Consider the following 22,096-nt stretch of genomic DNA (forward strand, 5'->3'; position numbering starts at 1 on the left):
AACCGACCGTCTTTGGTATAATACTTTTGTACACCCTTTAATTTATCGTTATTATAGTGAAGTTTTGCCTGGACTTTCCCATTGGAATAGTACCGCAGATGGGTACCTTCTTTCTTGCCCTTTCGAAAGTTCATTTCAAGCTTTGGTTCTCCATTTTCGTAGTAGGTGATAACTTCAGTCTCTTTGCCGTCCCTGTTCCGCTTGATTTTCTCTTTGATTTCACCCTTTGGGTACCATGATATCTGTTTGCCGGCAATCTCGCCCTTTCTGTATTTTGTTCTGCTTTTTAAAGAACCGTTCTCATAATATTCTGTGCAAGGGCCATGTCTGACACCGTCCTTGTAATTGTAAATATACTCGAGTTCTCCGTTTGGATAAAATCCCTTCACTTTGCCGTCAATTTCTCCATTATGATACATTTCGATCTTTTCGGCCAGACCGTTTGCATAATAGATGGTAGTCGGCCCTTCACGAATTCCCTTTGTATGAAAGGTCTCACTTTTCAGTTGGCCGTTGTCGTAAAAGAGCCTCGAAACACCGTCGGGTTTATTATTATGATAGCTCAACCTGGCTTTCGGCTTCCCGCTTTCATAATAAAGAAAGGAATTTCCGACGAGTTTCCCGTTTTCATAGGTGGCCTTCTGCTTGATTTCACCATTTTTATAATAATGCTCTGTTTCTCCATGCGGTTTTCCCCTTCTAAAGGGAATAATACTTCGGGGAGCACTGTCGGGATAATACGTTCTACTGATTCCTTCCCTTCGCCCCTTGACGTATAAGACTTTGGACATAGTCGCGCCGTTTTCGTAATAAAGACGGCAGACACTGTCGGGAATATCAGCCTGGTAATATATTTCTGCTTTCAGGCTGCCGCCCGGATAAAAGTGTCTGGTGAGTCCATCCCGTTCGTCGTCTTTATATCGCGCTTCTTCCTTGAGTGTGCCGTCGCTGTAATAAGTCCGGACAATTTCATATTCGACAGTATCTTCTTCCGATACCGGCTTTTGCTGTACCGGTCCGGCAATATCGTGCTCCAGCGTGTCTGTTGAATCCTTTTGGGTTGCCGAATCCGCCGGAAGTTCCATAATTTCCTTTTCGGCCGGAAGGGCCTCGGAAAAATCGAGCGAATCTATTTCCGGTTGGGGCGTTTCCCTTTCTTCGATTTCCGGAAGGTCCTCTCCGAGTTCTGGGGCAATGAGTGCGCGGTAGGAACGGGCCAGATCGAAATCAGTATCTTCCCTCAATGCTGCAGAGTAATGTTTATATGCTTTGCGATAATCGATTGAATCGCTTATCCCCATGTGAGCGTCGAACCCAAGACCGAATTCGGTGAGCGCCTCGATATTGCCGCTTCCCTGCTTTTCGATAGCGGTAAGCGCCTCGGATAATTGGGAGAGGTTGAGGACCGATGCGGTTCCACTAACAATATCATTGAGTACTTTGATTATTTCACTCCCCTTTGCAGGCACGAGTTTCTCGATAGTCTTTATTATCAACCCGGATTCGGCGTCGATAACCTTCCCTGTGATATTGCATTTCCCCATGGAAAAGAGGAATTCACCCTTAACGACGACGGTAATTCCATATCGGCCGGATGTTTCACGAAGCTTGGTTTTATCGAAATACCCGGTAGAGGGAAAATCGATATCGGTGATAAATGAATTGATACGTCTCCTGTCGAGAATCTGAAGACCGGTATGGGAAAGCTTTGCCGCGCAGATCTCACCCAGAGCAGGACCTATCCCATCCCATTCGGGAGGAGTCAGAAGCGTCGAGAAGGGGAGGACCGCCGCCTTTTCCGCAGTCGCCTGCTCCTGGGCTCCAATTATCTGAAACCCAATCAGGATAAGAAGTATCGTTATTGCTCTATTCATTACACGAAAAAGAGAAAAAATTCATTACAGCATTGAATACATTATTATACTATCGGTGTTTTGAAAATCAAGCGTTAGTATTTTTAAAAGAATAACTTCTTATTTTCCTCCACCATCCCAATCCATTATCCTCTTCTCTTGACCTTCGACTTTCATTTTAACCGTGATTATCTTTTTCAATAAATATATACTATTAATAATGATATATTGAATAATGCATAATGCGAGGATTTCATGACGATTGCCGATCCTGTCTATTTTGAAAAAAGTCATATTGAAACATGCCGATTCGATGCTCCGGCTGAGCTTGCCGAACAGGCGGTGCACTGTCTTGAGCTGGTCGCCGAGCTTTCCGATGCCGGGCTTTCGTATCAGTTCAAAGGAGGAAATTCACTCCTTCTCATTCTAAAGAAACCTTACCGGTTTTCCATCGATGTTGATATTGCCACGGATATTCCTGTCGGGGACATTGAAGAAATCCTTGACCTTTGTATACAAAAATACGGCGCCTTTACCCATTGGGAGCCCCGCCGCCACAAAACAAAGCCCTGGATACCTATTTCGAGCTATTACCTCTATTATAACTCAATGTTCACCGATCCACCCATGACCTCGATTATGCTCGATATCCAGCTTCGGAGAAGTCCTTATGAAACTCGTTTTATTCCCGTGGTGTGTGGAGAGCTTTATCAGGCAACCGTTAAGGCGGAGCTCCCGACGCCGGCAAGTATTATCGGCGACAAACTGCTCACCCTTGGTCCCGATACGCTCGGAATCCCCACCGGTAAAGGCAAGGACGCTCAGCGGCTCAAGCATGTATGCGATGTATCCACCTTGCTCGATACCGAGCCCGATCTCGATGAAATCAGAGCAAGTTTTTTTGCCTGCATGGAGCATGAAAATGAACTGCAGGAAACCGCCAGCTCTGCCGGGGACGTTCTCGATGATACGCTCTTCTATTGCGCCACTGCAGCGCAGTATGCCCAAAAGCCCGAACCAACTGAGGAGATGCCTCGGCGGCTGATCGAAAATATCACTGGAATCGGTCCCTTTGCCGGGCACCTCTTTTCAAAGGATTACTCCTGGAGCAAACTTCAGGTCGATACCGCCCGGGTTGCCCTCTGCATAACGGCTGTTTGTACCAATAAAGTGAATACACCGCTTTTTCTGGATGCCCTGTCCGGTAAATTGCAGCCGGATCAAGAGCTGATACAAAACAATCAGCTTGCCGAAACCAACGATGAAGCGTATCGCCTCTGGAATAGTGTCGCCGAATGGCTGGGCAGGAACCCACTGAAATAAATGTTACATCAATGCTTATGAACCAGAACGACAGCCTCCCAATCGACCGGGAATTTGAGCGGATGCTCGCTGAAGCTCGCTGCAAATTGGACAAAGAGATGCTGACCGATGAGGATCTTCTCGTGCTGGCGGCCGCGGAGATCGCCCGGACGTATACCTATGGCGAAAAGGGGTATAAATAACGTGGACCGGTTGAAAAAAAATCCCCGAATCCTGATAATCCTCCCCAACAACCTCGGTGACGTTATCATGGCCACGCCGGTTCTGGAGGGACTTAAGGCCCGCGATCCCGATTGCTCGATCGACTTTCTTGTCGAACAGGGATTCGAGGCGGGAATCGAAAACAATCCCCGGTGTGACCGAATAATCCGGTTTTCCCGGAAAGAAATTCGGGATTGGATTAACAGCGGGAAAGGCGCTGCCGGTCTCGATAGCCTGAAAGAACAGCTGCAGGCAATTAACAGCGTTGAGTATGATACCGTCTATAACCTTTGTCAGCATTCCTATGTATCCTCTTTGATGCCACTGATTGCGGCAAAGGAAAAAAGAGGACGGCAGTACCTCCGGGAAGGAAATCATGCTGTTCCCGACACCTGGTCGCAGTATCTCTATGCCATCCCCTGGTATCGTCCGGCAAATAACCTTCATGCAACCGATGTTTACCGGAGGATTGCATCGGTAAAAGAACATGGGGGAGGATATTCGATTTTCCTGACCAGGGACGAAAAAGAGGATGCCACTCGGTGGTTAGACGCCCAAGGTATCGATTGCGAGCAGGAGAAAATTATGATTTTTCAGCCGGGAGCCGCTTTTTCGGCGAAGCGCTGGCCGGTGGAGCATTTTGTTGCCCTTGGAAGGATGCTGGTGAAAGACGGATGGCGCATTGTTGTCACCGGCGCTCTGGCGGAATTGGACAGCGCAACAGGAGTGCAGCAGGGAATAGGCGAGGGGTGTACGCTTGCTGCGGGAGCGACAACATTCCGCAAGTCAATGGCGATCATCTCTTTTGCAAAGGGGTGCATTACTGGTGATACGGCCGCCATGCATGCCGCAGCCGCGTTGAACGTTCCCCTTTACGCTCTCTTCGGACCGACGAATCCTGTTGAAACCGGTCCCTGGGGAAAGGGTCATTATGTGTTTTCGTCACACTGCACACGACGGCCATGTTTCTGCACCAAATGCAAATCCATGCTCTGTATGAAATCTATTCTTCCCGAAACGATCTATTCCTGTATACGCCGCGGCACCCCCGGCAATGCTCCCACCTGTGATATCTACATAACAAAGCTTCATCCCCACGGTGATTACCGGTGTGTCCCTACTTCACCGGATTGCTATTCCTATTATGACACCGGCACCGCAGCGCTGACACGAGCCATGTGCGGAGACAGGGTGGATTATTCTGCAGCCGACAATGAAGAACCGGGAGAGGAAATAAAAATAACCGGAGAAATTGCCAAAAAAACAGAATCCATGGCACAGGAACTAAAAAAATATCTGCTCGACAGGGATACCGCTCATATAAAGGAGTATGAGGCGCTGAAGAGCAGTGTGGGCCGATATGAGCATATCGGTGCGTTCTGGTTTGCACTTCTTAATATCCGCCTCAACAGCGTTCCGCTTCTGGATCCGGTCGCGGGCGTAGAAAAAAGCAGCCGGATCTGCCGTAATTACACCGCAGAACTTCGCCGACTCGCCTCTCCGGATTCCAATCCTGCAGGTTGATTTTTCCGGGAGAAAACAAATACAGGGAGCAGTATTACAACAGCTTTCGAATCCTGTCCCATCCTGCATCGGGAATCGATGCTCCAATCACCTGGCACACTTCATAGCCGCATGCAGCACCCAGTTCACCACATTTTTCAACAGGATAGCCGTTGACCAGGCCATAGAGGAATCCCGATGCCCACAGGTCACCGGCGCCGGTCGTATCAACCGCGGAGCCGTCACCGTTAATACCGATTTTCGTTACCCTTTCGCCTGAAGCGATATAGCTTCCCCGTTTACCGACTTTGAGGACCGCAACGTCCGCTTTCTGTGCCATAGCTTCAAGTGCGCCGCTTTCATCGTCAATACCGGTAAAGGCTCGTGCCTCGTCTTCGTTGGCAATGAGAATATCAACATAGTTGGAGATCAGGCTTTCGAGAATATTTTTTGATGCTTCAACCACGGTAAAGCTGGCCAGATCCAGTGAAACGAGGGCGCCGGCATTTTTTGCAGCCGAAAGTGCTGTTGTTATCAATGGTTCATTAAATAACAGGTATCCTTCGATATGGACAACCGCCGCCTCGGAATACTGATCTTCCAGAATCTCTTCCGGGGTAGCTTCGGAAGATGCACCTAAAAAGGTAAACATGGTCCGTTGGGCATCGGGAGTGATTACTGAAAGCACTCTTCCGGTTGATGAATCCGATTGGAAGAGTATCGGGTCGACATTGCATGTTTTCAGTTGTTTTTCGAAAAGCCGGCCAAGATCATCGTTACCTCGTTTGCCCACAAAACAGGCCGGACCGCCCAGTCTTCCTGCTCCCATGATAGTATTACATGCAGAACCGCCGGGCACGATTTCAGGTGAATTGCCCGATTTTGAGAGAAGATCGTCGATTACTTCACGATCCACCAGGGTCATTCCACCTTTGGGTGCGCCGGATTTCTCAACAAAATCGTCACTTTCCTGTAAAAGTATATCAACAAGCGCTGATCCGATGCCTGATATACACTTTTTTCCATTCATTTTTGTTTCAAGCATTCGCATATCTCCTTTTTTTTGAATGCTAAGAAATATAGTATTTTTTCATCCGCATACGATAACTAAAGGCGTTGCAGCAGAATTGCTTCAAGCAATGGGCTGCAAAAAAAATCATGCAAAACAAAAAATATTTGGATATATTATTGAAGAATCGAAGAATTGATAGGAACTCAATTTTTTGATAAAAAAACCCGCAGGCAGTGGCAGTAGATCTTACCCCTTAGAAGAGGGATATTTCCCCTTAATAGCTTTGTTTTCCATTTTTTAACCTTCTGGTAATTCAATTGGTTATGCGATTATTAATTGTTGCATTCATAGTGGTTCTTACTGTTGGTATCGCCCCGCCGAAGGCCTTCGACGGTATTGCCGTAAGCGTTCATAACAATACATATCTCCGGCATAAGCCATTTTATGGAGCCATAATGCGGCACACAATTAAAAATGATCTGATTGTCCAAAGCACCCAAATACATCCCGGTCCGGTACGTTGTGCTGTTATAAGTCCGCAGGGTAATGAACTGGCTTATATAAAAAAAGACGGAAGCCTCTGTATTGCCGGCATTTATGGTTCCGGCAAAGAAATTGTTCTACTGGAAAATCTACCCGAAAATTCCTGGATAGACTGGCCCCATAAAAACTGGATCTACTACACAACAGTCGATGACTGCAGCAAATTAAAAAGAATTCAAACATATCTGAAATCAAAGGAATCGGTTGCCCAGTTTCCTTATCGAGTTTCTCAGTTCAGCATGACGTCGGAACTGAGTCATGGCAGTGTTGTTGTTCTCCACAACGACGAATGGCATGCCGCTGTTTTTGAGCTTGAGGATGGAAAGGCGAGCATCTTCAATGAGCGCCCGGGTATGGGAGGAGAGATATCACCGGATGGCTCATTTTTCGCTCATAATCAGGACGGTTATACTATTACTCGGGTGCGGAGAAGCGATGATGCTACTATTGTTAATGAGTGGGGAATCAGGAAGGCGAATGTTGCGGGAAGCTCATGGGGAGTTATGCGCTGGGCAACCAATTCCAATGACTGGCTGACAATAACTCAGGGGGCGCGTGTCGGCGCTCCCAGAGACAGTGTTGTCCTGTTTCAGAATCAGATGGTGTATAAGAAGGATGGAAGCGAGACTATACAGGTCACCGCTAATTCGCCAATTGAAGGCGGCTTTGATGAAGCCGGGGATTTATGGCTTGGAGATCCGGATATCCTTCTAAAAAAAAAAGCTTTCCTTCGTTTGGAAGAAATACCGCCGACATTAGATGACCGGCATAATAAAAACGATGAACTCCTGGCAACAACAATAAAACCGGTAAACGCCGGAGCGCCCGGTTCGACACTTCCGAATCTCGAAGCCCGTGCAGATGCGCCCTGGTTGACCACACAGATTCTCGGGAAAGGCACCGATCAGAATGTCGTCTGTATTGTCAATAAGGCTAAAGCCCCCTTTAACAAACAGACTGCCCAGGTAACGTTATGGGGTGAGGGCTGTGATACCCTGATATTTCCCATTACCTATACTGCCGAAGACGGCCTGGTTTTTTCTTCTCTGAAAATCGAACCCGACCTGGTAGCCGTCAATCCGGGCAACCCCCTCCAGTTCAGAGCGCTTCCCTGTGACCGGAATGGAGATATTATTGATATTGAGCCTTCTATTGAATGGACCCTTGATGGCGATGGTAAAATCGATTCTACCGGCCTTTTTACCGCCGATTCCTCAGTTGGTGAAATAACAATTTCAGCAAGCGCAACCATAAACGGCACGACCAGAACCGGAATTCTGAAAACATCGGTCCAGTATCCGTCGCTGAAGGCCAATGTAGGCGGAGGACTGGTTGATGGGAAATGGCTCGATGCATCTCCTTTTATTTCTGGCGGCATAGAGGTTGAATCAAACAAGGAATATAATACTACCCGCGTTTTTGCCCCCGGACCTCACGCTATCTATAAAAGCGCCCGGAAAGGTGCAATGACAATAACCTTTCCTTCTTCCCTGGTACCCGATGGTCATTATAAGCTTCGCTTACACTGCATTGAAACCTTTGGTGATCGTTCATCAGCGACTATTATCGTGGAAAATGATACTGTTTTCACTTCTTCTCAGAATGAGGCCACCATTCAGGGGCAAGCAGACATTCGGATTATCGAAACGGATGCAATGGTTGATGATGGCAATGGTCTGGAAATTCGCTTCATCCCGGTTTCCGGAAAGGAACCGGGCATCTCGGGAATAGAAATCCTCGATCATCATCTCTACAATTCGGCTGTAACACTTCTTTCTCCCAACGGCAACGAACGTTTTCGGGTGGGTGACCAGGTAACGGTTCGCTGGAGCGCCGATGCTGATGCCGTCGATTCGGTGGAACTTCTTTTATCGCTGGATGACGGCAGACAGTGGATACCAATCGGGGAAAACAGCACAGGACATGCCGACCGGATTCCATCGCATAAAGACTCTTATACCTGGGCTATTCCCCTTGAACTTCAGGGTATACCAATCGCATGCTCTCATTGCCAGCTGATGGTCCGTCATCCTGAGGCGCTGGCGCTCGACCGTTCGGATGAGTCTTTTTCCATCTATTCACTTTCCCAAACTGCTGTCGACAATGATCCCGAACTTGTTGATCAATCCTTCGGAATCCATATCCATAGTCCCGATAATATTGCCGTCTCTGTTCCCTTTGATGGTCTTTTTAATATCGATATTGTGGGTATTGACGGTTCTGTTGTATCCAAAATCAAGGCATTTGGTCCTCAGGATTATTTGCTCACCAGTAACGATCTTACCTCAGGCATTTACCTCGTTCGGGTTTCCGCCCATAATCGTCAGGCATCCCGAATTGTAATGATCGGTAACTGACCATTCTAAGTTCTGCAGTTTTTTAGCCCCGGACAGCGGACAATTAGTTTATATTTATCTATATGAACAGGAACCCGAAAAACAAAAAGACGTATCCTTCATCCGAATACGCCCTCCTAGAAAAACTCAAACCTCTTTGTAACTATAAACCATCAAAAACCTATCCTTTCGGTGTCGGTGATGATGCTGTTGTTCGTCATTGCAGCAATAAGGAAAAACTGGTTTTTACCGGTGATTCGCTGGTAGAGGATATCCATTTTTCTCTGGATTATATGACCCTCAAAGAGATCGGCTATAAGGCAATGGTATCCAATGTCAGTGATTGTGCTGCGATGGGTGCTGTTCCTGAAGCGGCTCTTGTTCAGATTGTTTTTCCTAAAAAATTGAAGGATCTGGAAAACCGGTTGAAAAAGATATATGCAGGATTTAATGAAAGCTGCAGAAAATGGGATATCAAACTGATTGGTGGTGATATTGTTTCTGGGCCGTGCTGGATGATTTCTCTTACACTGATCGGACGGGCTTTTGGAAGGGTTTTACGGCGGGATAAGGCGAAACCCGGTGATTTCCTGTGGGTAACCGGTGCACCTGGAGAGAGTGCCGCCGGACTTGCTGCCATTAAAAAATGGGGAAGAAAAAAAGCAATGGCGCGATTCAATCCTCTGATAGATCGTCATGTTCGACCGGAACCACGGGTTGACTATGGAACATGGTTGGCGGGAAACCGGTATGTGCATTCCTGTATTGATGTTTCCGATGGGATCTCCAAAGAATGCGCTACGCTGGCCTACGAAAGCAGGTGTGGGATATTACTTGACATTCATGCTTTACCTTTTTCATCTGAAATGATACAATTAGGTAATGCTCTCAAAAGAGATCAGCAACAGTGGTTTCTGCATGGCGGAGAAGATTACGAGCTTCTATGGAGTGCAGATCCCCGCTTTACTCCGGCCTTTGATTTAGGGACCGCTACCCGCATTGGATATTTTAGTGATAAGGTAAAGGGAGTATATCTGCAGTACCCCGATGAAAAGAAAGTTCGGCTTTCTTCGCAGGGTTGGGACCATGTAGAAAAGAATGACGACTCCGCTCAAAAGTTGCAAAAGTAGTAATTCGATTAGTAGTTTTAAGCTCATTTTTTCAGAGAGGAACAGATTAAACGAATGCTGGGGCGAAGACGGAAGAAGATCGGTGAAATTCTTCTTTCCCAGGGCCTGATCACCCACGAGCAGCTTCTCAAGGGGCTTGAAGAGCACCGGAAAACCGGCGTCAGTCTGGGGACTATCCTGGTAAAGCTCGGTTTCATTGGCGAAGATGATCTGAGCAGTGTTCTCGGACGTCAGATTCAACTCGAGCAGAAGAAAAGAATTGGTGAAGTACTCATCGACCAGGGGCTTATCACTCAGGACCAGCTCAGTACCAGCCTGCAGGAACAAAAGCATTCGGGATTGCTTCTGGGTAAATGCCTGGTAAAGCTCGGTTTTATTACCGAAGAAAAGCTTATTGATGCTCTAAGCGCTCAGTTGGATATCCAACATGTAGTGCTGGAAAATTTTTCTTTCAATAAAGATCTTATTAAAGTATTTCCCGAAGAGATGCTTCGGAAATACAAGGCTATTCCTCTTTTTGAACGAGAAGGTATCATTACCGTCGCCATGGCCGATCCGACCAATCTTCGGACTATCGACCATCTGAAATTCAAAAGCGGCAGAGAGATCGAGCCGGTCATTGCCACCGAAAATTCAATTATGGGCGCCATCGAGCGGAATTACTCGCTCAAGCTCGAGCAAATGACCGAACTTTTAGACCATGCTCCTCATCAGGATATCGATCTTGTAAAAGAAGAGTATGACGATGTTAAATTGACTGATGAAGAGGGCGCTCAGGTCGTTAAAATAGTCAATGTCATTGTCGCTCAGGCGGTTAACGAACGGTCGTCGGATATCCATATCGAACCGCTCGAACAATATGTCCGCCTTCGCTATCGTATTGATGGTGAACTGGTGGAAAAGAACCCCATTCCACTCCAGATGCGGGCGCAAATCGTGTCACGAATAAAAATTATGGCAGGGATGGATATTGCCGAACGGCGAAAACCTCAGGATGGTCACTTTCAAATACGGCATCAGGGGCGGGAAATCGATCTTCGGGTCTCAACATTTCCATCAATGACCCGGTCCAGAGGAGTTAACGAAAAAGTCGTACTCCGTGTAATCGATCAGTCCGGTAATATGATGCAGCTCAAAGATCTCGGATTTCTTCCCGGTACACTCGCTCGTTTTGATGATGTCATTCGCCATCCCGACGGTATTGTTCTGGTAACCGGGCCTACCGGAAGTGGTAAGAGTAGTACGCTCTATGCCTGTCTCAGGCGACTCAGTGCTCACTACAGCAATAAAAAGAATATCGTTACTATGGAAGATCCGGTGGAGTATAATCTTGAAGGAATCAGTCAGGGCCAGATTAATCCCAAGGCCGGGTATACGTTCGCCGAGGGAATGCGGGCCATATTACGTCAGGACCCCGACATCATTATGGTTGGTGAGATGCGCGATGCGGAAACGTGTGATATGGCTATCCGGGCGGCGCTTACGGGTCACTTAGTATATTCTACACTTCATACCAATGATGCCGCCAGTGCATTTACCCGGCTTATTGATATGGGTGTCGAACCGTTCCTGCTTTCTTCTACCATAATCGGCATTCTGGCGCAGCGGCTGGTACGAAAAGTCTGCTCTAAGTGCCGGGAACCCTACAATCCCGAACCGGAATTCCTACAACGGTTAGGCCTCAAGCCGGGGGTTGTATTGTATAAGGGAAAAGGGTGTCGTCAGTGCAACGGAACAGGCTATCGGGGACGGTGCGGAATATTTGAACTTCTGGTGCCCGATGATGAAGTCCGGCGGCTGGTGCTGCAACGAGGATCTTCCGATGAAATAAAGAAGCATTTAGTTACAACAGGTACATTCGATACATTGAGAAAAGACGGCTTGAGAAAAGCCATAGATGGTCTTACGACAATAGAACAGGTTTTGGGAGCCACACAGGATGATTAGAACCGGTGCTCCCGGGCGTGCTACCGACAAAATTCCCCTTAATGATATTCAACGACAGGCGGTCTTTTATGATGATGGGCCGGAGTTGGTATTTGCCGGAGCAGGCACGGGTAAAACACGAGTACTTACAGCAAAAATAGCATTTCTTATACAGGAAAAAGGCATCTATCCTAATCGGATATTTGCAGCGACTTTTACAAACAAAGCCGCTCGGGAAATGAAAGAGCGGATCGAAGCGCTTATCGGGATTCCCTGTGAGGGCCTGTGGATAGGAACATTTCATTCTCTCTGCGTCCGTATTTTACGCAGAGAGGCGCCTAGTCTTGGTTATAAGTCTTCCTTTTCGATCTACGACAGGAATGATCAGACAGCGCTGATTAAAAAAGTCCTTAAGGAGCTGCAAATCGATGAGCGCGGGATCGCTCCCCGTCAGGCTATCCAGGCGATTGGACGGTTTAAAAGCCGCTGTCTCTCGCCGGAGGAAGTCGAAAAGCGAACCGGCGGATACTATGACGAACAGATTGCGCGCATATATCGCAGTTATACATCCAGCCTCATCTCGCTCAATGCCATGGATTTTGACGATCTTATCACCAATACGGTATCTCTTTTCCGGAAAGAAGCATCGGCCCGGGACTTTTATCAGAATAACTTTTCCCATGTTCTTGTGGATGAGTATCAGGATACCAATATTTCACAATTTAACCTTGTAAAGATTCTCAGCGAATCACATAATAATATTTTTGCGGTTGGGGATGATGATCAGAGCATTTACGGCTGGCGGGGTGCGCATATCGAAAATATTCTCAACTTTGAAAAACATTTTAAAAACACCAGAATTTTTACTCTCGAACAGAATTACCGTTCTACTCAACCGATTCTCGATTTTGCCAATGCAGTTATTGTTTCGGGCAAGCAACGGGCATCAAAACGTCTCTGGTGTCAAAAGGCAAAAGGCCTCCCCATCGAAATCGTTCGCTATCAGAACGACCGTCATGAAGCAGAGGCAATTTATTCCAGAATTAAAGAGCATACGAATAAGGGTATTAAACCCGGGGAAATCTGCGTGCTTTTCCGCACCAATGCCCAGTCGAGGGCTTTTGAAGAAGAATTCCGAAAGAGAAATCTTCCCTATATTCTCGTGGGCGCCATGAGTTTTTACGAGCGAAAAGAGATTAAAGACTGTATGGCCTATCTCAGGCTGGTCGTTAATCCATCGGATGATATCTCTTTTGAACGTATAATGAATACTCCTGCCAGAGGTCTTGGTGAGAAATCAAAGCAGGCGCTGCAGAAACTCGCCCGGTCAACCAGACGTTCCCTTCTTGGAACAGTGTTGAGCCAGGATCTGACACCCCTTGGAGCACGGGCTCAAAAGGGACTGGAAAAAATTAAAACCCTCTTTAACACCCTTATTCAATTGAACGATGAAGGGCAGTCTCCCCAGACAATTCTCGAGCATATGCTTGAAAATTCCGGATACATTGCCATGCTTGAAGCGGATGAGAGTGAAGAATCGGTGGCGCGGCTCGAAAATATCAACGAACTTCATAATACACTCCGTTTCTGGTCGGGTGAATGGCCCGACAAAAACCTGGGTCAGTTTCTTGAAGAGGTTTCACTTGCCACCGATGTCGACCGGTGGGAGGAACAGGATGAAGCGGTAAATCTGATGACGCTCCATTGTGCCAAAGGACTCGAATTCGATGTCGTTTTTATTGCTGGATGTGAAGACGGGATTCTGCCTTCAGCACTCAATTTCGAAGACCCCGAGCGGCTGGAAGAAGAGCGGCGGTTATTATATGTCGGAATAACCAGAGCCAGAAAATCACTCCATTGCTCATTTACCGAACAACGGTGGCGATTCGGCAGTGTTATGCGCATGAAAAAAACCCGTTTTTTCGAAAGCATTGCAGAAGAATTGTACGAATTTTGCGATAAAGGTACGGCCCAGCTCTTTCGACGGCGTGAAATGGGCATCGAAGAAAAGAGAGAACCACAAAAAAGTCTTGAACATGACAATTTTTCTCAGGATACGGTAGAGTACCGGCTTGGCCAGTTTGTTGTTCATGAGAAATTCGGACGAGGCCGGATTGTTAATCTGAGCGGATTCGGCGGTGATTTGCGGTTGACTATTCTCTTTGACGACAGCGTACGCAGAAAAATGATTGCCCGGTTAGCAAAACTCGAACCGGCCTGATCATTATCGAGCTACGGTTCCAAACCGGATTTAGAAAGGATTAGGGGATGATTGACAGAAAAGATGTTGAGCATGTGGCGGCGTTGGCGCGATTGAAATTATCCGAAGAGGAAATAGAATCTTTTACCGAACAGCTGGGCTCGGTGATCGAACATGTCGATCAGTTGAATAAAGCGCCGGTCGATGATGTCGAACCCACATGCTTTATGGTGCCGAAACACGATCCCCTCAGAAATGATGTCGCAATGGAGTCTTTGCCCCGGGAAAAAGCTCTGGCAAATGGCCCGAAAGTCAAAAAAGGACATTTTGCGATTCCCAAAGTGATTGCTTCATAATTATCTCGTATACACTGCTGCAATGGAAAACAAATCGGTAAATACCGGAAAGATTCTTTGCGTTGTCCCGGCACGATATGCTTCGGTGCGGCTTCCGGGAAAACCACTCGCCAAAGTAAACAAACTTCCCCTGGTTATGTGGACGTATAAACGGGCATATGAATCCCATGCTTTCAGTAACGTCGTCGTTGCCACCGACGATGGACGGATTTATGATGCTGTAAAGTCCCATGGGGGCGAGGTTATCATGACTTCGACGCAGCATAAGTCCGGTACCGACCGCATGATGGAGGTCGCCCGCTCGATGCCCTTTGAGTATCTCGTGAATCTTCAGGGCGATGAGCCGGAAACCCCGGTACGGATTCTTCAAGACTTTTCTCAAAATCTTCACAGATTAGATAATAATAGCTTGCTTACCTGTGTATCAAATGCTACAATAAAAGAAAAAATGGATCCGAATGTAGTTAAAGCGGTGCTCAATTGCCGGAAAGAGGCGCTCTATTTTTCTCGTGCTCCCATACCTTTTGAACGGGATGGTGACGAAAAGGGCGCGTATAAACATATCGGTATTTATGGGTTTACCAGGGAAGGACTCGAACGGTTTTGCTCATTTCCAAGGGGTACGCTTGAGATGCAGGAAAAACTCGAACAGCTCAGGGCTCTCGAATTCGGGATGAATATCCACTGTCTTGAGTATGACTATACATCACAGGGAATCGATACACCCGAAGATCTTGAGGAATTTCGCCGACGGGTCGGTTCTCAGGTAAAATTCTGAAAAGATAGTGACATCAATGCCGGAAGAATCTCATTTTAATCCTCACTTGCTTATTGTCGATGATGAAAGATCGATATGCGATATTCTCAGCCAGTATCTCAATAAAGTCGGCTATACCACATCAGTAGCCCGAAGTGGTGATGAGGCTGTTCGGATACTCGAAGCCAATTCGATCGATATGGTGCTGACCGATATCAAAATGCCCGGTATGTCGGGAGTCGATCTGCTCAAATGGATCAAAGAGAATAAAAACGCTCTTCCGGTTCTGCTTACGACAGGATTTCCCACTCTGGATACCGCTATCGAGGCCCTGAAACTCGGCGCCTACGATTATCTCACCAAACCCTTTCATCTGGAAGAAATCGGGGAGAAAATAAAGCGTGCTCTGGCAAATAAGGAGCTGCAGGAAGAAAACATTGTTTTTTCAAATCTGGTTTCGCTCCATGAAGTGACCAAGGAGTTGGCTTCAACTCATGATATTCACGAATTACACCTCAAAATACTCGATTATTGCGTAAAACTTTCCAAAGCCGATGGCGGTTCGTTGATGTTTTTTGACAGTAAATCCCGGCTGACGGTGTTTGAAACACTGGGAGAATCCACGAGAAAGGAATTCTGGGAAGACACACTGTTTTCCAACGGCGCCAGATCGACTGTGGATAGAAATGAACCGATAATTCTGCCCGACGAATCGAACTCAAACCTTCCCGATTCGGTGGAATGCTATATGGCTTTTCCCCTGAGTACATCCAAAAAAATGCTCGGTGTTCTCAATCTGGTCAGAAAGAAAGGGCGGGCGCACTTCTCAAATCTTGATTTTGAAATAATCAAAGTTCTTGCTCCTCAGGCAAGTATTTCCATTGAAAATGTCAGGCTTTATCAGAATATTCGCGACAATTATCTGAAAACAATCCGTGGATTTGCCCTTGCGGTTGAGGCAAAAGACAGATATACCCACGGGCATTCGGAAAATGTGATGAAATACACTATTGTCCTTGCCCGGAAACTGGGGCTTTCACCCGCAGAAATCGAACGGGCCAAATATGCCGGTCTTTTGCATGATGTTGGAAAAATCGGCGTGAGTGAATTGATACTCAATAAGCCTGGAAGGCTTTCTCTTCCCGAATTTGAAGAAATTAAAAAACATCCGGAGCTTGGCGCACGTATTATTGAAGATGTTCCTTTTCTTAAATCACTGGTACCGCTGGTTCTTCACCACCATGAATTTTACAATGGAAGCGGATATCCCGGAGGACTCGACGGTGAGAATATTCCCTATGGGGCGCGTATATTATGCGTGTGTGATGCATTTGAAGCCATGACTTCAGACCGGCCCTACAGAAAAGCGATGACTATCGAAAAAGCCGCCGGAATATTAAATGAAAATAAAGGCGAGCAGTTTGATCCGGCAATTGTTGAAGCATTTCTGGCAATGCTGAAGTCGGATTTTAAACGAGATGAACCATAAGGCAGTACTAATAGCGATTATGAGTGCGGCAACCGCAATGTGGTTGCTGTTATGGCGAGTGACAGCCTCCGATCAACCGCAAACACGAATAATCGAGCCAAAGAAGAATTCAGAGAGCACGTTGCCGGCGGTAATTTCTGCCGAAGATCTGGACAGCATTGTTACGAATGATACAATGCCTTCCTCAACCGATGTGCCTCAGCATGAGAGAGAAAAGCGCACAAAAACAGAACAACCGTGCATAAATATTAATGTTGCTTCATGGGAAAAATTGACCGAATTACCGGGGATAGGGCCGGTACTGTCACAGCGAATAACAGCCTACCGCAAGCAAAACGGATCTTTCAAAAAAGCGGCGGATATTATCAATGTAAAAGGTATCGGACCGGCAAAGCTTGAAAAAATAGCAAAACTTATTTGCTTCTGATCGGAAAATTACGCATTTTTTAATTCATTAACGAAATTATATTATAGTTATAATATAGAGGAACAGGATATCATGGCGTCTCGAAATCAAAGTATTTACGGTCTCGATCTTTATAAAGACGCTGTCTGCATGGCCCAGTATTTTCCCGAAGAGCGCTCAATTGCCAGCGTGGTGATTAATCCTCTTCCGGAAAATGAGAGCGATTGGTGGGAAAGTCTTTCTACAGAACTGACAAAACTTGCTGCAGAGCTGAAAATTTCGGGACAGGATGTAATCTGTTCTCTTCCTTCAGAATGGGCGGTTATCAAAAAAATCGCCTGTGATAAAAATGAACCGGACATCGAGGATACAATCCGCTGGGAAATCAGCCAGCAGGTACTGGGCTCATTAGATGATTATGCCTTCGATCACCAGGAAATATTGTCCTCCGATGAGCTTTTCCGCTATTTTCTTGTTGCGGCCTTTCGAAGTAGTGCCGTAAAACGGGTTTCAAAACTGATGCGATCTACAAAATTGAACCCCGTGGTAGTAGATATTGATATTTTTGCTCTTATAAACGTACTTGAAACCAATTATGAAGAAAAAACAGCCGTCCCTTCGATTATCATTATGGGCGACAACGAAAAACTAAAACTGGTCCTGACACGTAACGGCGAATTTATAGATTTCCAGATTGTGAATTTCCAGAACGAGACTGAAGATTTCAGCCCATGTCTTACAGCAATTCAAAATGCGGTAGCTGCATTGTCGAAGGTTAATAAATCTGTCGTTGGAGACGGCACGGTCGATCTATACTGTACAGGTCCTCTGTTTTCGAATACCGAACTACTGGCATATCTTCAACAGAATTTGCCGAATATCGAAATTTTAGACCCCTTTCGCACAATTGCATGTCATGCTGAGATTCCTGAAGAAGATTTAAGGCGTTATGCACCGCAGCTTGCCGTAGCAGTTGGACTATCGGTCCGGGGAGCAATGGAAGTATAAGTCATGGTTAGAATAAATCTACTCAAAGAAGTATCCCGGAAAACAAAAAAAGAGTTCCATGTCTCGCCCAAAATGGTCATTTTCGGCAGTTCCGGAATCGGTCTGGTGCTTGTTATATCACTCGTGGTGTTTTTTGTTCGTAATCGTCCGGTTTCCCAAGCTCCAGAGGAAAAGCAGGTCGTTTCGGAACACACACCTTCAAGTTTTGCACAATCCGATATTATTGAAGATGTAGTCAAAGATATTCACGATAATAAGGACCTTCAGCAACGTTCAGGATATATCGATCTTCCTTATGAACAGCTTTCCTTTGCCGGCAAACTCAATTATGAGGCACTCTTTGCAAAAAATGTCTGCGATATGCTGATCCGGACTATTCCCGAAGAAATCGGATTACGGAGCTTGGAGGTTGAGAATTTTCAGACCATTTATGCCCTGGGATTCAGTTCATCAAAAGTACTGATTGATGAGCTGTTTACCAGCTTGAAAGAGGAAGAAATTGAGCTTCTTCCCAAACCTCTCACGTTCATTCGTCCAAATAAGGGGAGCGGATATCGTTTTGCGTTCACCTGTGAGGCCGGGTGGGGTCTTCACACGGCAGACCCTTTTGTGGATCTCTCGCTTTCAAATCTTCCTTTACGCTCGACGCTTAATTCGTCGCTGAAAAAATTTAAACAGTCTGCAGGCAAGAGTTCATTGGAATTCACCAGAAACCTTTCCAAAATCGATGCAGAGAAGATTGGTGACTGTCGCAGATTTACCTATGAGTTTTCCGGAAAATCATCTTTTGCCAATTTCGTAAAATTTCTCGAAAACCTTTACGATGCCCGTATTCATTGCGCATTTAAAAAGATAACTCTTGTTGCAAAAAACCGCAACGAAGTCGCGATAGATGCCGAAGTGATTTTTACTACAATGGATTAGGTGGGCAGCTATGAAACTGCGCATAGTTGCCGGCAAGTATAGAGGACGGTATATCACTGCTAAGGGGCAGTCAGAAAAGTTCCGTCCAACACTCGAGCGTAATCGGCGTGCAGTGGCCGATACATTACAACCTTTCCTTGCAGGAGCACGAGTAGGAGATTTCTGCGCAGGTTGCGGCGCCATGGGATTTGAATTCCTGAGCCGGGGTGCAAAAGAGGTGGTTTTTGTCGAAAACAATCGGTCTCGCGTCCAGTGTATCCGCGATCAATGCAGGAAATGGGATATTCAAGGTTCGTGTAGAATAATTTCCAGTGATATTCGTTCATTTGTTAAAAAATGCCCCGATAGATTTGGTGTTATTTATTTTGATCCACCATACGACTCCGAAGAGCTTGCCAGCCTCGTACCGGAAATTATGTCTCTGCTCCATCCTGAAGGGATTCTTGTCTATGAGAGGAGACGCATGAAAGGAGAAAAAAAAAGCACTCAAACAAGAGAGAAAAACCTTATTAAACGCAAAATTTCCGGTGATTCGGTTATGGAGTTCTATAAAAATAACAATATGAGTCTTTTCGAGGAGCAATAATTTATGGCTGCTGCAATTTATCCGGGCACCTTTGATCCCATTACCTATGGTCATATAGATATTGCAAAAAGGGCATCAAAGATATTCCGGAAAGTAATAGCAGTTATAGCAGTCAATCCTAATAAAAATCCCATGTTCAATGTTAATGAACGAGTTGAAATGGCAAGAGAATCGCTTCATGATATCCATAATATCGACGTAATTTCATACAAAGGACTCATTGCCGACTGTATTCGTGAGTATAAGGCCTCGGCAATTATTCGTGGATTGAGGGCTATATCCGATTTTGAATACGAATTCCAAATGGCTTTCACAAACAGAAAGATGAACAGCCGGGCTGAGACAGTGTTTCTTATGCCCAACGAAAAGTATACCTATTTAAATTCGACGATGGTCAAGGAGATAGCCAAGCTGGGTGGCGATATTTCAAAATTCGTTCCCCAGTGTGTCGAAAGGCACATGTTGAAAAAATTGAAACATAAATAATATGTATTGATACTGAAGACTGGTGGTAGGCAAGAATGATGATGCATGGTGGAAGAAGTATAGGGAAAGCACTGAAATGGCTGCTTATTGCAAATATCGGTATATATGTTCTGCAAATTCTGCCTACAATGGGGAATTATGTAACCTATTGGGGAGCGCTGATACCCTTTAAAGTATTCACCCAGGGGCAGGTATGGCGCCTGGTGACCTATATGTTTTTGCATGGTCAGGATGCTATCTGGCATCTGCTTTTTAATATGCTTGCTCTATGGATGTTCGGGACGGAACTCGAGCAGATGTGGGGCACGAGGCGCTTTGCTGTTTTCTATTTTCTTGCCGGGATTCTTTCGGGGCTGTTCAGTGTACTGATGTGGAAGTCTTTCATAATCGGAGCGTCTGGAGCGGTTCTTGCTGTTCTGACAGCTTATGCCTATTATTTCCCTCATAGGCAGGTGTTGTTCTTTTTTATCTTTCCCATGCCGGTGCGTCTGGCCGTGGCGATTATCGGATTTATATCGATTGCCGGTTCACTCAGCAGTGCAGGAGGCATTGCTCATCTGACCCATCTGGCCGGAATCGCTATCGGACTGGTGTATGTAAAATACTACGACCAGATAGTGGCGCTTAAAGATCATATTGTCGACGTGAAAAAAGAGAAACAGCAGCGGAAAAATGCCGAAGAGTATCTCAGGAAACGACGATATTTTGAGGATGTTATCGATCCGATTTTGAAAAAAATTCATGAGCAGGGCATGGAATCCCTGACCGGAGAAGAAAAAAGAATCCTCAAGCACGCATCAAAGCAGAATAAAGAGCGAATCAAAAAGAGCAAAATCATACCCTTCGATATTTTCAAATAATATCCATACCCCCGCACTCAGCGCTCAGGTCTATTTGTTATCCTCATCCACCATCCCCTTCCTCAACCCCAATCCCTCAACCATCTTGTCGTCGGATTCGACGCTATCGCCTTTGGTGGTAAGGTAATCACCCGAAATATACCCGTTAGCTCCTGCATAAAACATAAGTCCCTGGAGTTTACCCAGATTTATTTCACGACCGCCGCATACTTTGATAATTTTATCCGGCAGTATTATGCGGCAGAGCGAGATGATTTTTAAAAATTCCAGGGATGATTCTCCGGGTGGCGCTATTTTTGTACCGGGTATCGAATTGATGAAATTGATTGGAATGGTATCGACATCAAGACGGTGTAGTTCCGCAAAGAGGTCGGCACGATCATTCCAGGATTCACCCAAACCGAAAATGCCGCCGCAGCAGGTGCGCATACCTGCAGTCTTGGCTTTCTTAATAGTAGAAACCCGGTCGTCATAGGTGTGGGTGGTGACAATTTGAGAGAAAAAATTCCGGCTGGTTTCCAGGTTGTGGTTGTAACAGACTACTCCGGCTTTTGTGAGGATGTCAAATTCCTTTTCGGAAAGTATTCCCAGCGAGGCATGCACCGGTCCGTCGCATTCCCTCAACGCATCGGCCAGTTTGATGATATCCCTTGATGATAATCGCTTTCCGCTGGAGACTACCCCGAATTTGAGTCCCTTTGAGGTTGCCTGGTGATAATGGGTGAGTATTTCTTCTTTGCCGGAAAGTGCCTGAACCGTAACCGATGCATCGTTATGGGCAGATTGAGAACAGAATGCACAGTCTTCACTGCATCCTCCCGATTTTATGTTCATTATGGCACAGGGCTCTACGGCATCGGCAAAATAATGACGGCGTACCCGGTCGGTGACTGCAAAGAGGAGGGAAAGATCTTCCCCGGGCCATGAAATAACCGTTTCAACGTCTTCTTGCGTGATTTTTTTTCCGATTGCCCGCTCAAGCAGCTTTTCGGCTCTGCTGAAACTCATTATTTCCCGTCCTTTCATTCAAATACTTTGTCCCGGTTTCAGTATAAAATATTTTACTAACAGTTTCCGATGTCGAAATGGTATCTGCATTTCCTTATTAAGGAGGGGGTGTAAGTATTTCGATAATATAAAAGAACATACCAAAGAGCTTGGTTCCAGGTTGACTGGTCCTCCCACGATAACGTTGCC

At 46.1% G+C, this 22,096-nt stretch carries 19 protein-coding genes; 16 read left to right on the top strand and 3 right to left on the bottom strand.

The window, feature by feature from the left end; translation table 11 throughout:
• Positions 1–1,874: hypothetical protein (locus tag GF401_14280; protein MBD3346220.1), on the bottom strand; the 1,874-nt coding region annotated here is incomplete at its 3' end.
• A gap of 234 nt (positions 1,875–2,108) precedes the next feature.
• Here GF401_14280 and GF401_14285 point away from each other — a divergent pair.
• Genes GF401_14285 through GF401_14295 form a run of 3 tightly spaced genes read left to right on the top strand, consistent with a single transcriptional unit; the run spans position 2,109 to position 4,901 of the window.
• Positions 2,109–3,176, top strand: coding sequence for a hypothetical protein (locus GF401_14285; GenBank protein MBD3346221.1), 1,068 nt, complete (start codon positions 2,109–2,111; stop codon positions 3,174–3,176).
• 11 nt (positions 3,177–3,187) lie between these two features.
• Complete coding sequence (locus GF401_14290) at positions 3,188–3,358, top strand: hypothetical protein (protein ID MBD3346222.1); 171 nt, start codon at positions 3,188–3,190, stop codon at positions 3,356–3,358.
• Positions 3,285–4,901 carry a hypothetical protein gene (locus GF401_14295; protein ID MBD3346223.1) on the top strand — a complete coding sequence of 539 codons (1,617 nt, stop codon included), beginning with the start codon at positions 3,285–3,287 and terminating at the stop codon, positions 4,899–4,901. Before GF401_14290 ends, GF401_14295 begins: the two co-directional genes overlap by 74 nt.
• A gap of 34 nt (positions 4,902–4,935) precedes the next feature.
• Here GF401_14295 and GF401_14300 read toward each other — a convergent pair whose 3' ends face one another.
• Positions 4,936–5,910 carry an adenosine kinase gene (locus tag GF401_14300; protein MBD3346224.1) on the bottom strand — a complete coding sequence of 325 codons (975 nt, stop codon included), beginning with the start codon at positions 5,908–5,910 and terminating at the stop codon, positions 4,936–4,938.
• Between the two features lie 437 nt (positions 5,911–6,347).
• On the opposite strand from GF401_14300, the gene GF401_14305 reads away from it, so the two are divergent.
• The 13 genes from GF401_14305 to GF401_14365 all read left to right on the top strand — a co-directional run bounded on the left by GF401_14305 (position 6,348) and on the right by GF401_14365 (position 20,899).
• Positions 6,348–8,792 carry a hypothetical protein gene (locus GF401_14305; protein MBD3346225.1) on the top strand — a complete coding sequence of 815 codons (2,445 nt, stop codon included), beginning with the start codon at positions 6,348–6,350 and terminating at the stop codon, positions 8,790–8,792.
• Positions 8,793–8,854: 62 nt separating this feature from the next.
• Positions 8,855–9,901 (top strand): thiamine-phosphate kinase, encoded by a 1,047-nt coding sequence (thiL, locus tag GF401_14310; GenBank protein ID MBD3346226.1) that lies wholly within the window; start codon positions 8,855–8,857, stop codon positions 9,899–9,901.
• A 54-nt stretch (positions 9,902–9,955) separates the two neighbouring features.
• Positions 9,956–11,848, top strand: a complete 1,893-nt coding sequence (locus GF401_14315) for a type II/IV secretion system protein (protein MBD3346227.1) — start codon at positions 9,956–9,958, stop codon at positions 11,846–11,848.
• On the top strand, positions 11,841–14,048 hold the full coding sequence (locus GF401_14320; protein MBD3346228.1) for an AAA family ATPase: 2,208 nt from the start codon (positions 11,841–11,843) through the stop codon (positions 14,046–14,048). Before GF401_14315 ends, GF401_14320 begins: the two co-directional genes overlap by 8 nt.
• A gap of 47 nt (positions 14,049–14,095) precedes the next feature.
• On the top strand, positions 14,096–14,383 hold the full coding sequence (gatC, locus tag GF401_14325) for an Asp-tRNA(Asn)/Glu-tRNA(Gln) amidotransferase subunit GatC (protein ID MBD3346229.1): 288 nt from the start codon (positions 14,096–14,098) through the stop codon (positions 14,381–14,383).
• Between the two features lie 22 nt (positions 14,384–14,405).
• Positions 14,406–15,161, top strand: a complete 756-nt coding sequence (kdsB, locus tag GF401_14330) for a 3-deoxy-manno-octulosonate cytidylyltransferase (protein MBD3346230.1) — start codon at positions 14,406–14,408, stop codon at positions 15,159–15,161.
• 16 nt (positions 15,162–15,177) lie between these two features.
• Positions 15,178–16,629: a response regulator gene (locus tag GF401_14335; GenBank protein ID MBD3346231.1), complete on the top strand. Its 1,452-nt coding sequence runs from the start codon at positions 15,178–15,180 to the stop codon at positions 16,627–16,629.
• Positions 16,619–17,056: a hypothetical protein gene (locus GF401_14340; protein ID MBD3346232.1), complete on the top strand. Its 438-nt coding sequence runs from the start codon at positions 16,619–16,621 to the stop codon at positions 17,054–17,056. Before GF401_14335 ends, GF401_14340 begins: the two co-directional genes overlap by 11 nt.
• A 72-nt stretch (positions 17,057–17,128) precedes the next feature.
• The gene (locus GF401_14345) at positions 17,129–18,043 is read left to right on the top strand and encodes a hypothetical protein (protein MBD3346233.1); all 915 of its coding nucleotides are present in this window, start codon (positions 17,129–17,131) and stop codon (positions 18,041–18,043) included.
• Between the two features lie 3 nt (positions 18,044–18,046).
• Positions 18,047–18,967 (top strand): hypothetical protein, encoded by a 921-nt coding sequence (locus GF401_14350; GenBank protein MBD3346234.1) that lies wholly within the window; start codon positions 18,047–18,049, stop codon positions 18,965–18,967.
• A gap of 10 nt (positions 18,968–18,977) precedes the next feature.
• Positions 18,978–19,553 carry a methyltransferase gene (locus GF401_14355; protein ID MBD3346235.1) on the top strand — a complete coding sequence of 192 codons (576 nt, stop codon included), beginning with the start codon at positions 18,978–18,980 and terminating at the stop codon, positions 19,551–19,553.
• A 3-nt stretch (positions 19,554–19,556) separates the two neighbouring features.
• Positions 19,557–20,039 (top strand): pantetheine-phosphate adenylyltransferase, encoded by a 483-nt coding sequence (gene coaD, locus GF401_14360; protein ID MBD3346236.1) that lies wholly within the window; start codon positions 19,557–19,559, stop codon positions 20,037–20,039.
• 35 nt (positions 20,040–20,074) lie between these two features.
• Complete coding sequence (locus tag GF401_14365; protein MBD3346237.1) at positions 20,075–20,899, top strand: rhomboid family intramembrane serine protease; 825 nt, start codon at positions 20,075–20,077, stop codon at positions 20,897–20,899.
• A 30-nt stretch (positions 20,900–20,929) separates the two neighbouring features.
• On the opposite strand, the gene bioB is transcribed toward GF401_14365, so the two are convergent.
• A complete protein-coding gene (bioB, locus tag GF401_14370; protein ID MBD3346238.1) occupies positions 20,930–21,925 on the bottom strand; it encodes a biotin synthase BioB in 996 nt (331 codons plus the stop codon).
• Positions 21,926–22,096 lie beyond the last annotated feature (171 nt).

The sequence above is a fragment of the Chitinivibrionales bacterium genome (genome assembly GCA_014728215.1).
GTDB lineage: Bacteria > Fibrobacterota > Chitinivibrionia > Chitinivibrionales > WJKA01 > WJKA01.

What these genes read in the sequence shown, in the direction of transcription:
- coaD (MBD3346236.1), top strand. Translation starts at nt 19,557, where the DNA reads ATGGCTGCTGCAATTTATCCGGGCACCTTTGATCCCATTACCTATGGT.
- thiL (MBD3346226.1), top strand. Translation starts at nt 8,855, where the DNA reads ATGAACAGGAACCCGAAAAACAAAAAGACGTATCCTTCATCCGAATAC.
- GF401_14345 (MBD3346233.1), top strand. Translation starts at nt 17,129, where the DNA reads ATGGCGTCTCGAAATCAAAGTATTTACGGTCTCGATCTTTATAAAGAC.
- GF401_14290 (MBD3346222.1), top strand. Translation starts at nt 3,188, where the DNA reads ATGCTTATGAACCAGAACGACAGCCTCCCAATCGACCGGGAATTTGAG.
- GF401_14295 (MBD3346223.1), top strand. Translation starts at nt 3,285, where the DNA reads ATGAGGATCTTCTCGTGCTGGCGGCCGCGGAGATCGCCCGGACGTATA.
- GF401_14300 (MBD3346224.1), bottom strand. Translation starts at nt 5,910, where the DNA reads ATGAATGGAAAAAAGTGTATATCAGGCATCGGATCAGCGCTTGTTGAT.
- GF401_14340 (MBD3346232.1), top strand. Translation starts at nt 16,619, where the DNA reads ATGAACCATAAGGCAGTACTAATAGCGATTATGAGTGCGGCAACCGCA.
- kdsB (MBD3346230.1), top strand. Translation starts at nt 14,406, where the DNA reads ATGGAAAACAAATCGGTAAATACCGGAAAGATTCTTTGCGTTGTCCCG.
- gatC (MBD3346229.1), top strand. Translation starts at nt 14,096, where the DNA reads ATGATTGACAGAAAAGATGTTGAGCATGTGGCGGCGTTGGCGCGATTG.
- GF401_14365 (MBD3346237.1), top strand. Translation starts at nt 20,075, where the DNA reads ATGATGATGCATGGTGGAAGAAGTATAGGGAAAGCACTGAAATGGCTG.
- GF401_14355 (MBD3346235.1), top strand. Translation starts at nt 18,978, where the DNA reads ATGAAACTGCGCATAGTTGCCGGCAAGTATAGAGGACGGTATATCACT.
- GF401_14305 (MBD3346225.1), top strand. Translation starts at nt 6,348, where the DNA reads ATGCGGCACACAATTAAAAATGATCTGATTGTCCAAAGCACCCAAATA.
- GF401_14315 (MBD3346227.1), top strand. Translation starts at nt 9,956, where the DNA reads ATGCTGGGGCGAAGACGGAAGAAGATCGGTGAAATTCTTCTTTCCCAG.
- bioB (MBD3346238.1), bottom strand. Translation starts at nt 21,925, where the DNA reads ATGAAAGGACGGGAAATAATGAGTTTCAGCAGAGCCGAAAAGCTGCTT.
- GF401_14320 (MBD3346228.1), top strand. Translation starts at nt 11,841, where the DNA reads ATGATTAGAACCGGTGCTCCCGGGCGTGCTACCGACAAAATTCCCCTT.
- GF401_14350 (MBD3346234.1), top strand. Translation starts at nt 18,047, where the DNA reads ATGGTTAGAATAAATCTACTCAAAGAAGTATCCCGGAAAACAAAAAAA.
- GF401_14285 (MBD3346221.1), top strand. Translation starts at nt 2,109, where the DNA reads ATGACGATTGCCGATCCTGTCTATTTTGAAAAAAGTCATATTGAAACA.
- GF401_14335 (MBD3346231.1), top strand. Translation starts at nt 15,178, where the DNA reads ATGCCGGAAGAATCTCATTTTAATCCTCACTTGCTTATTGTCGATGAT.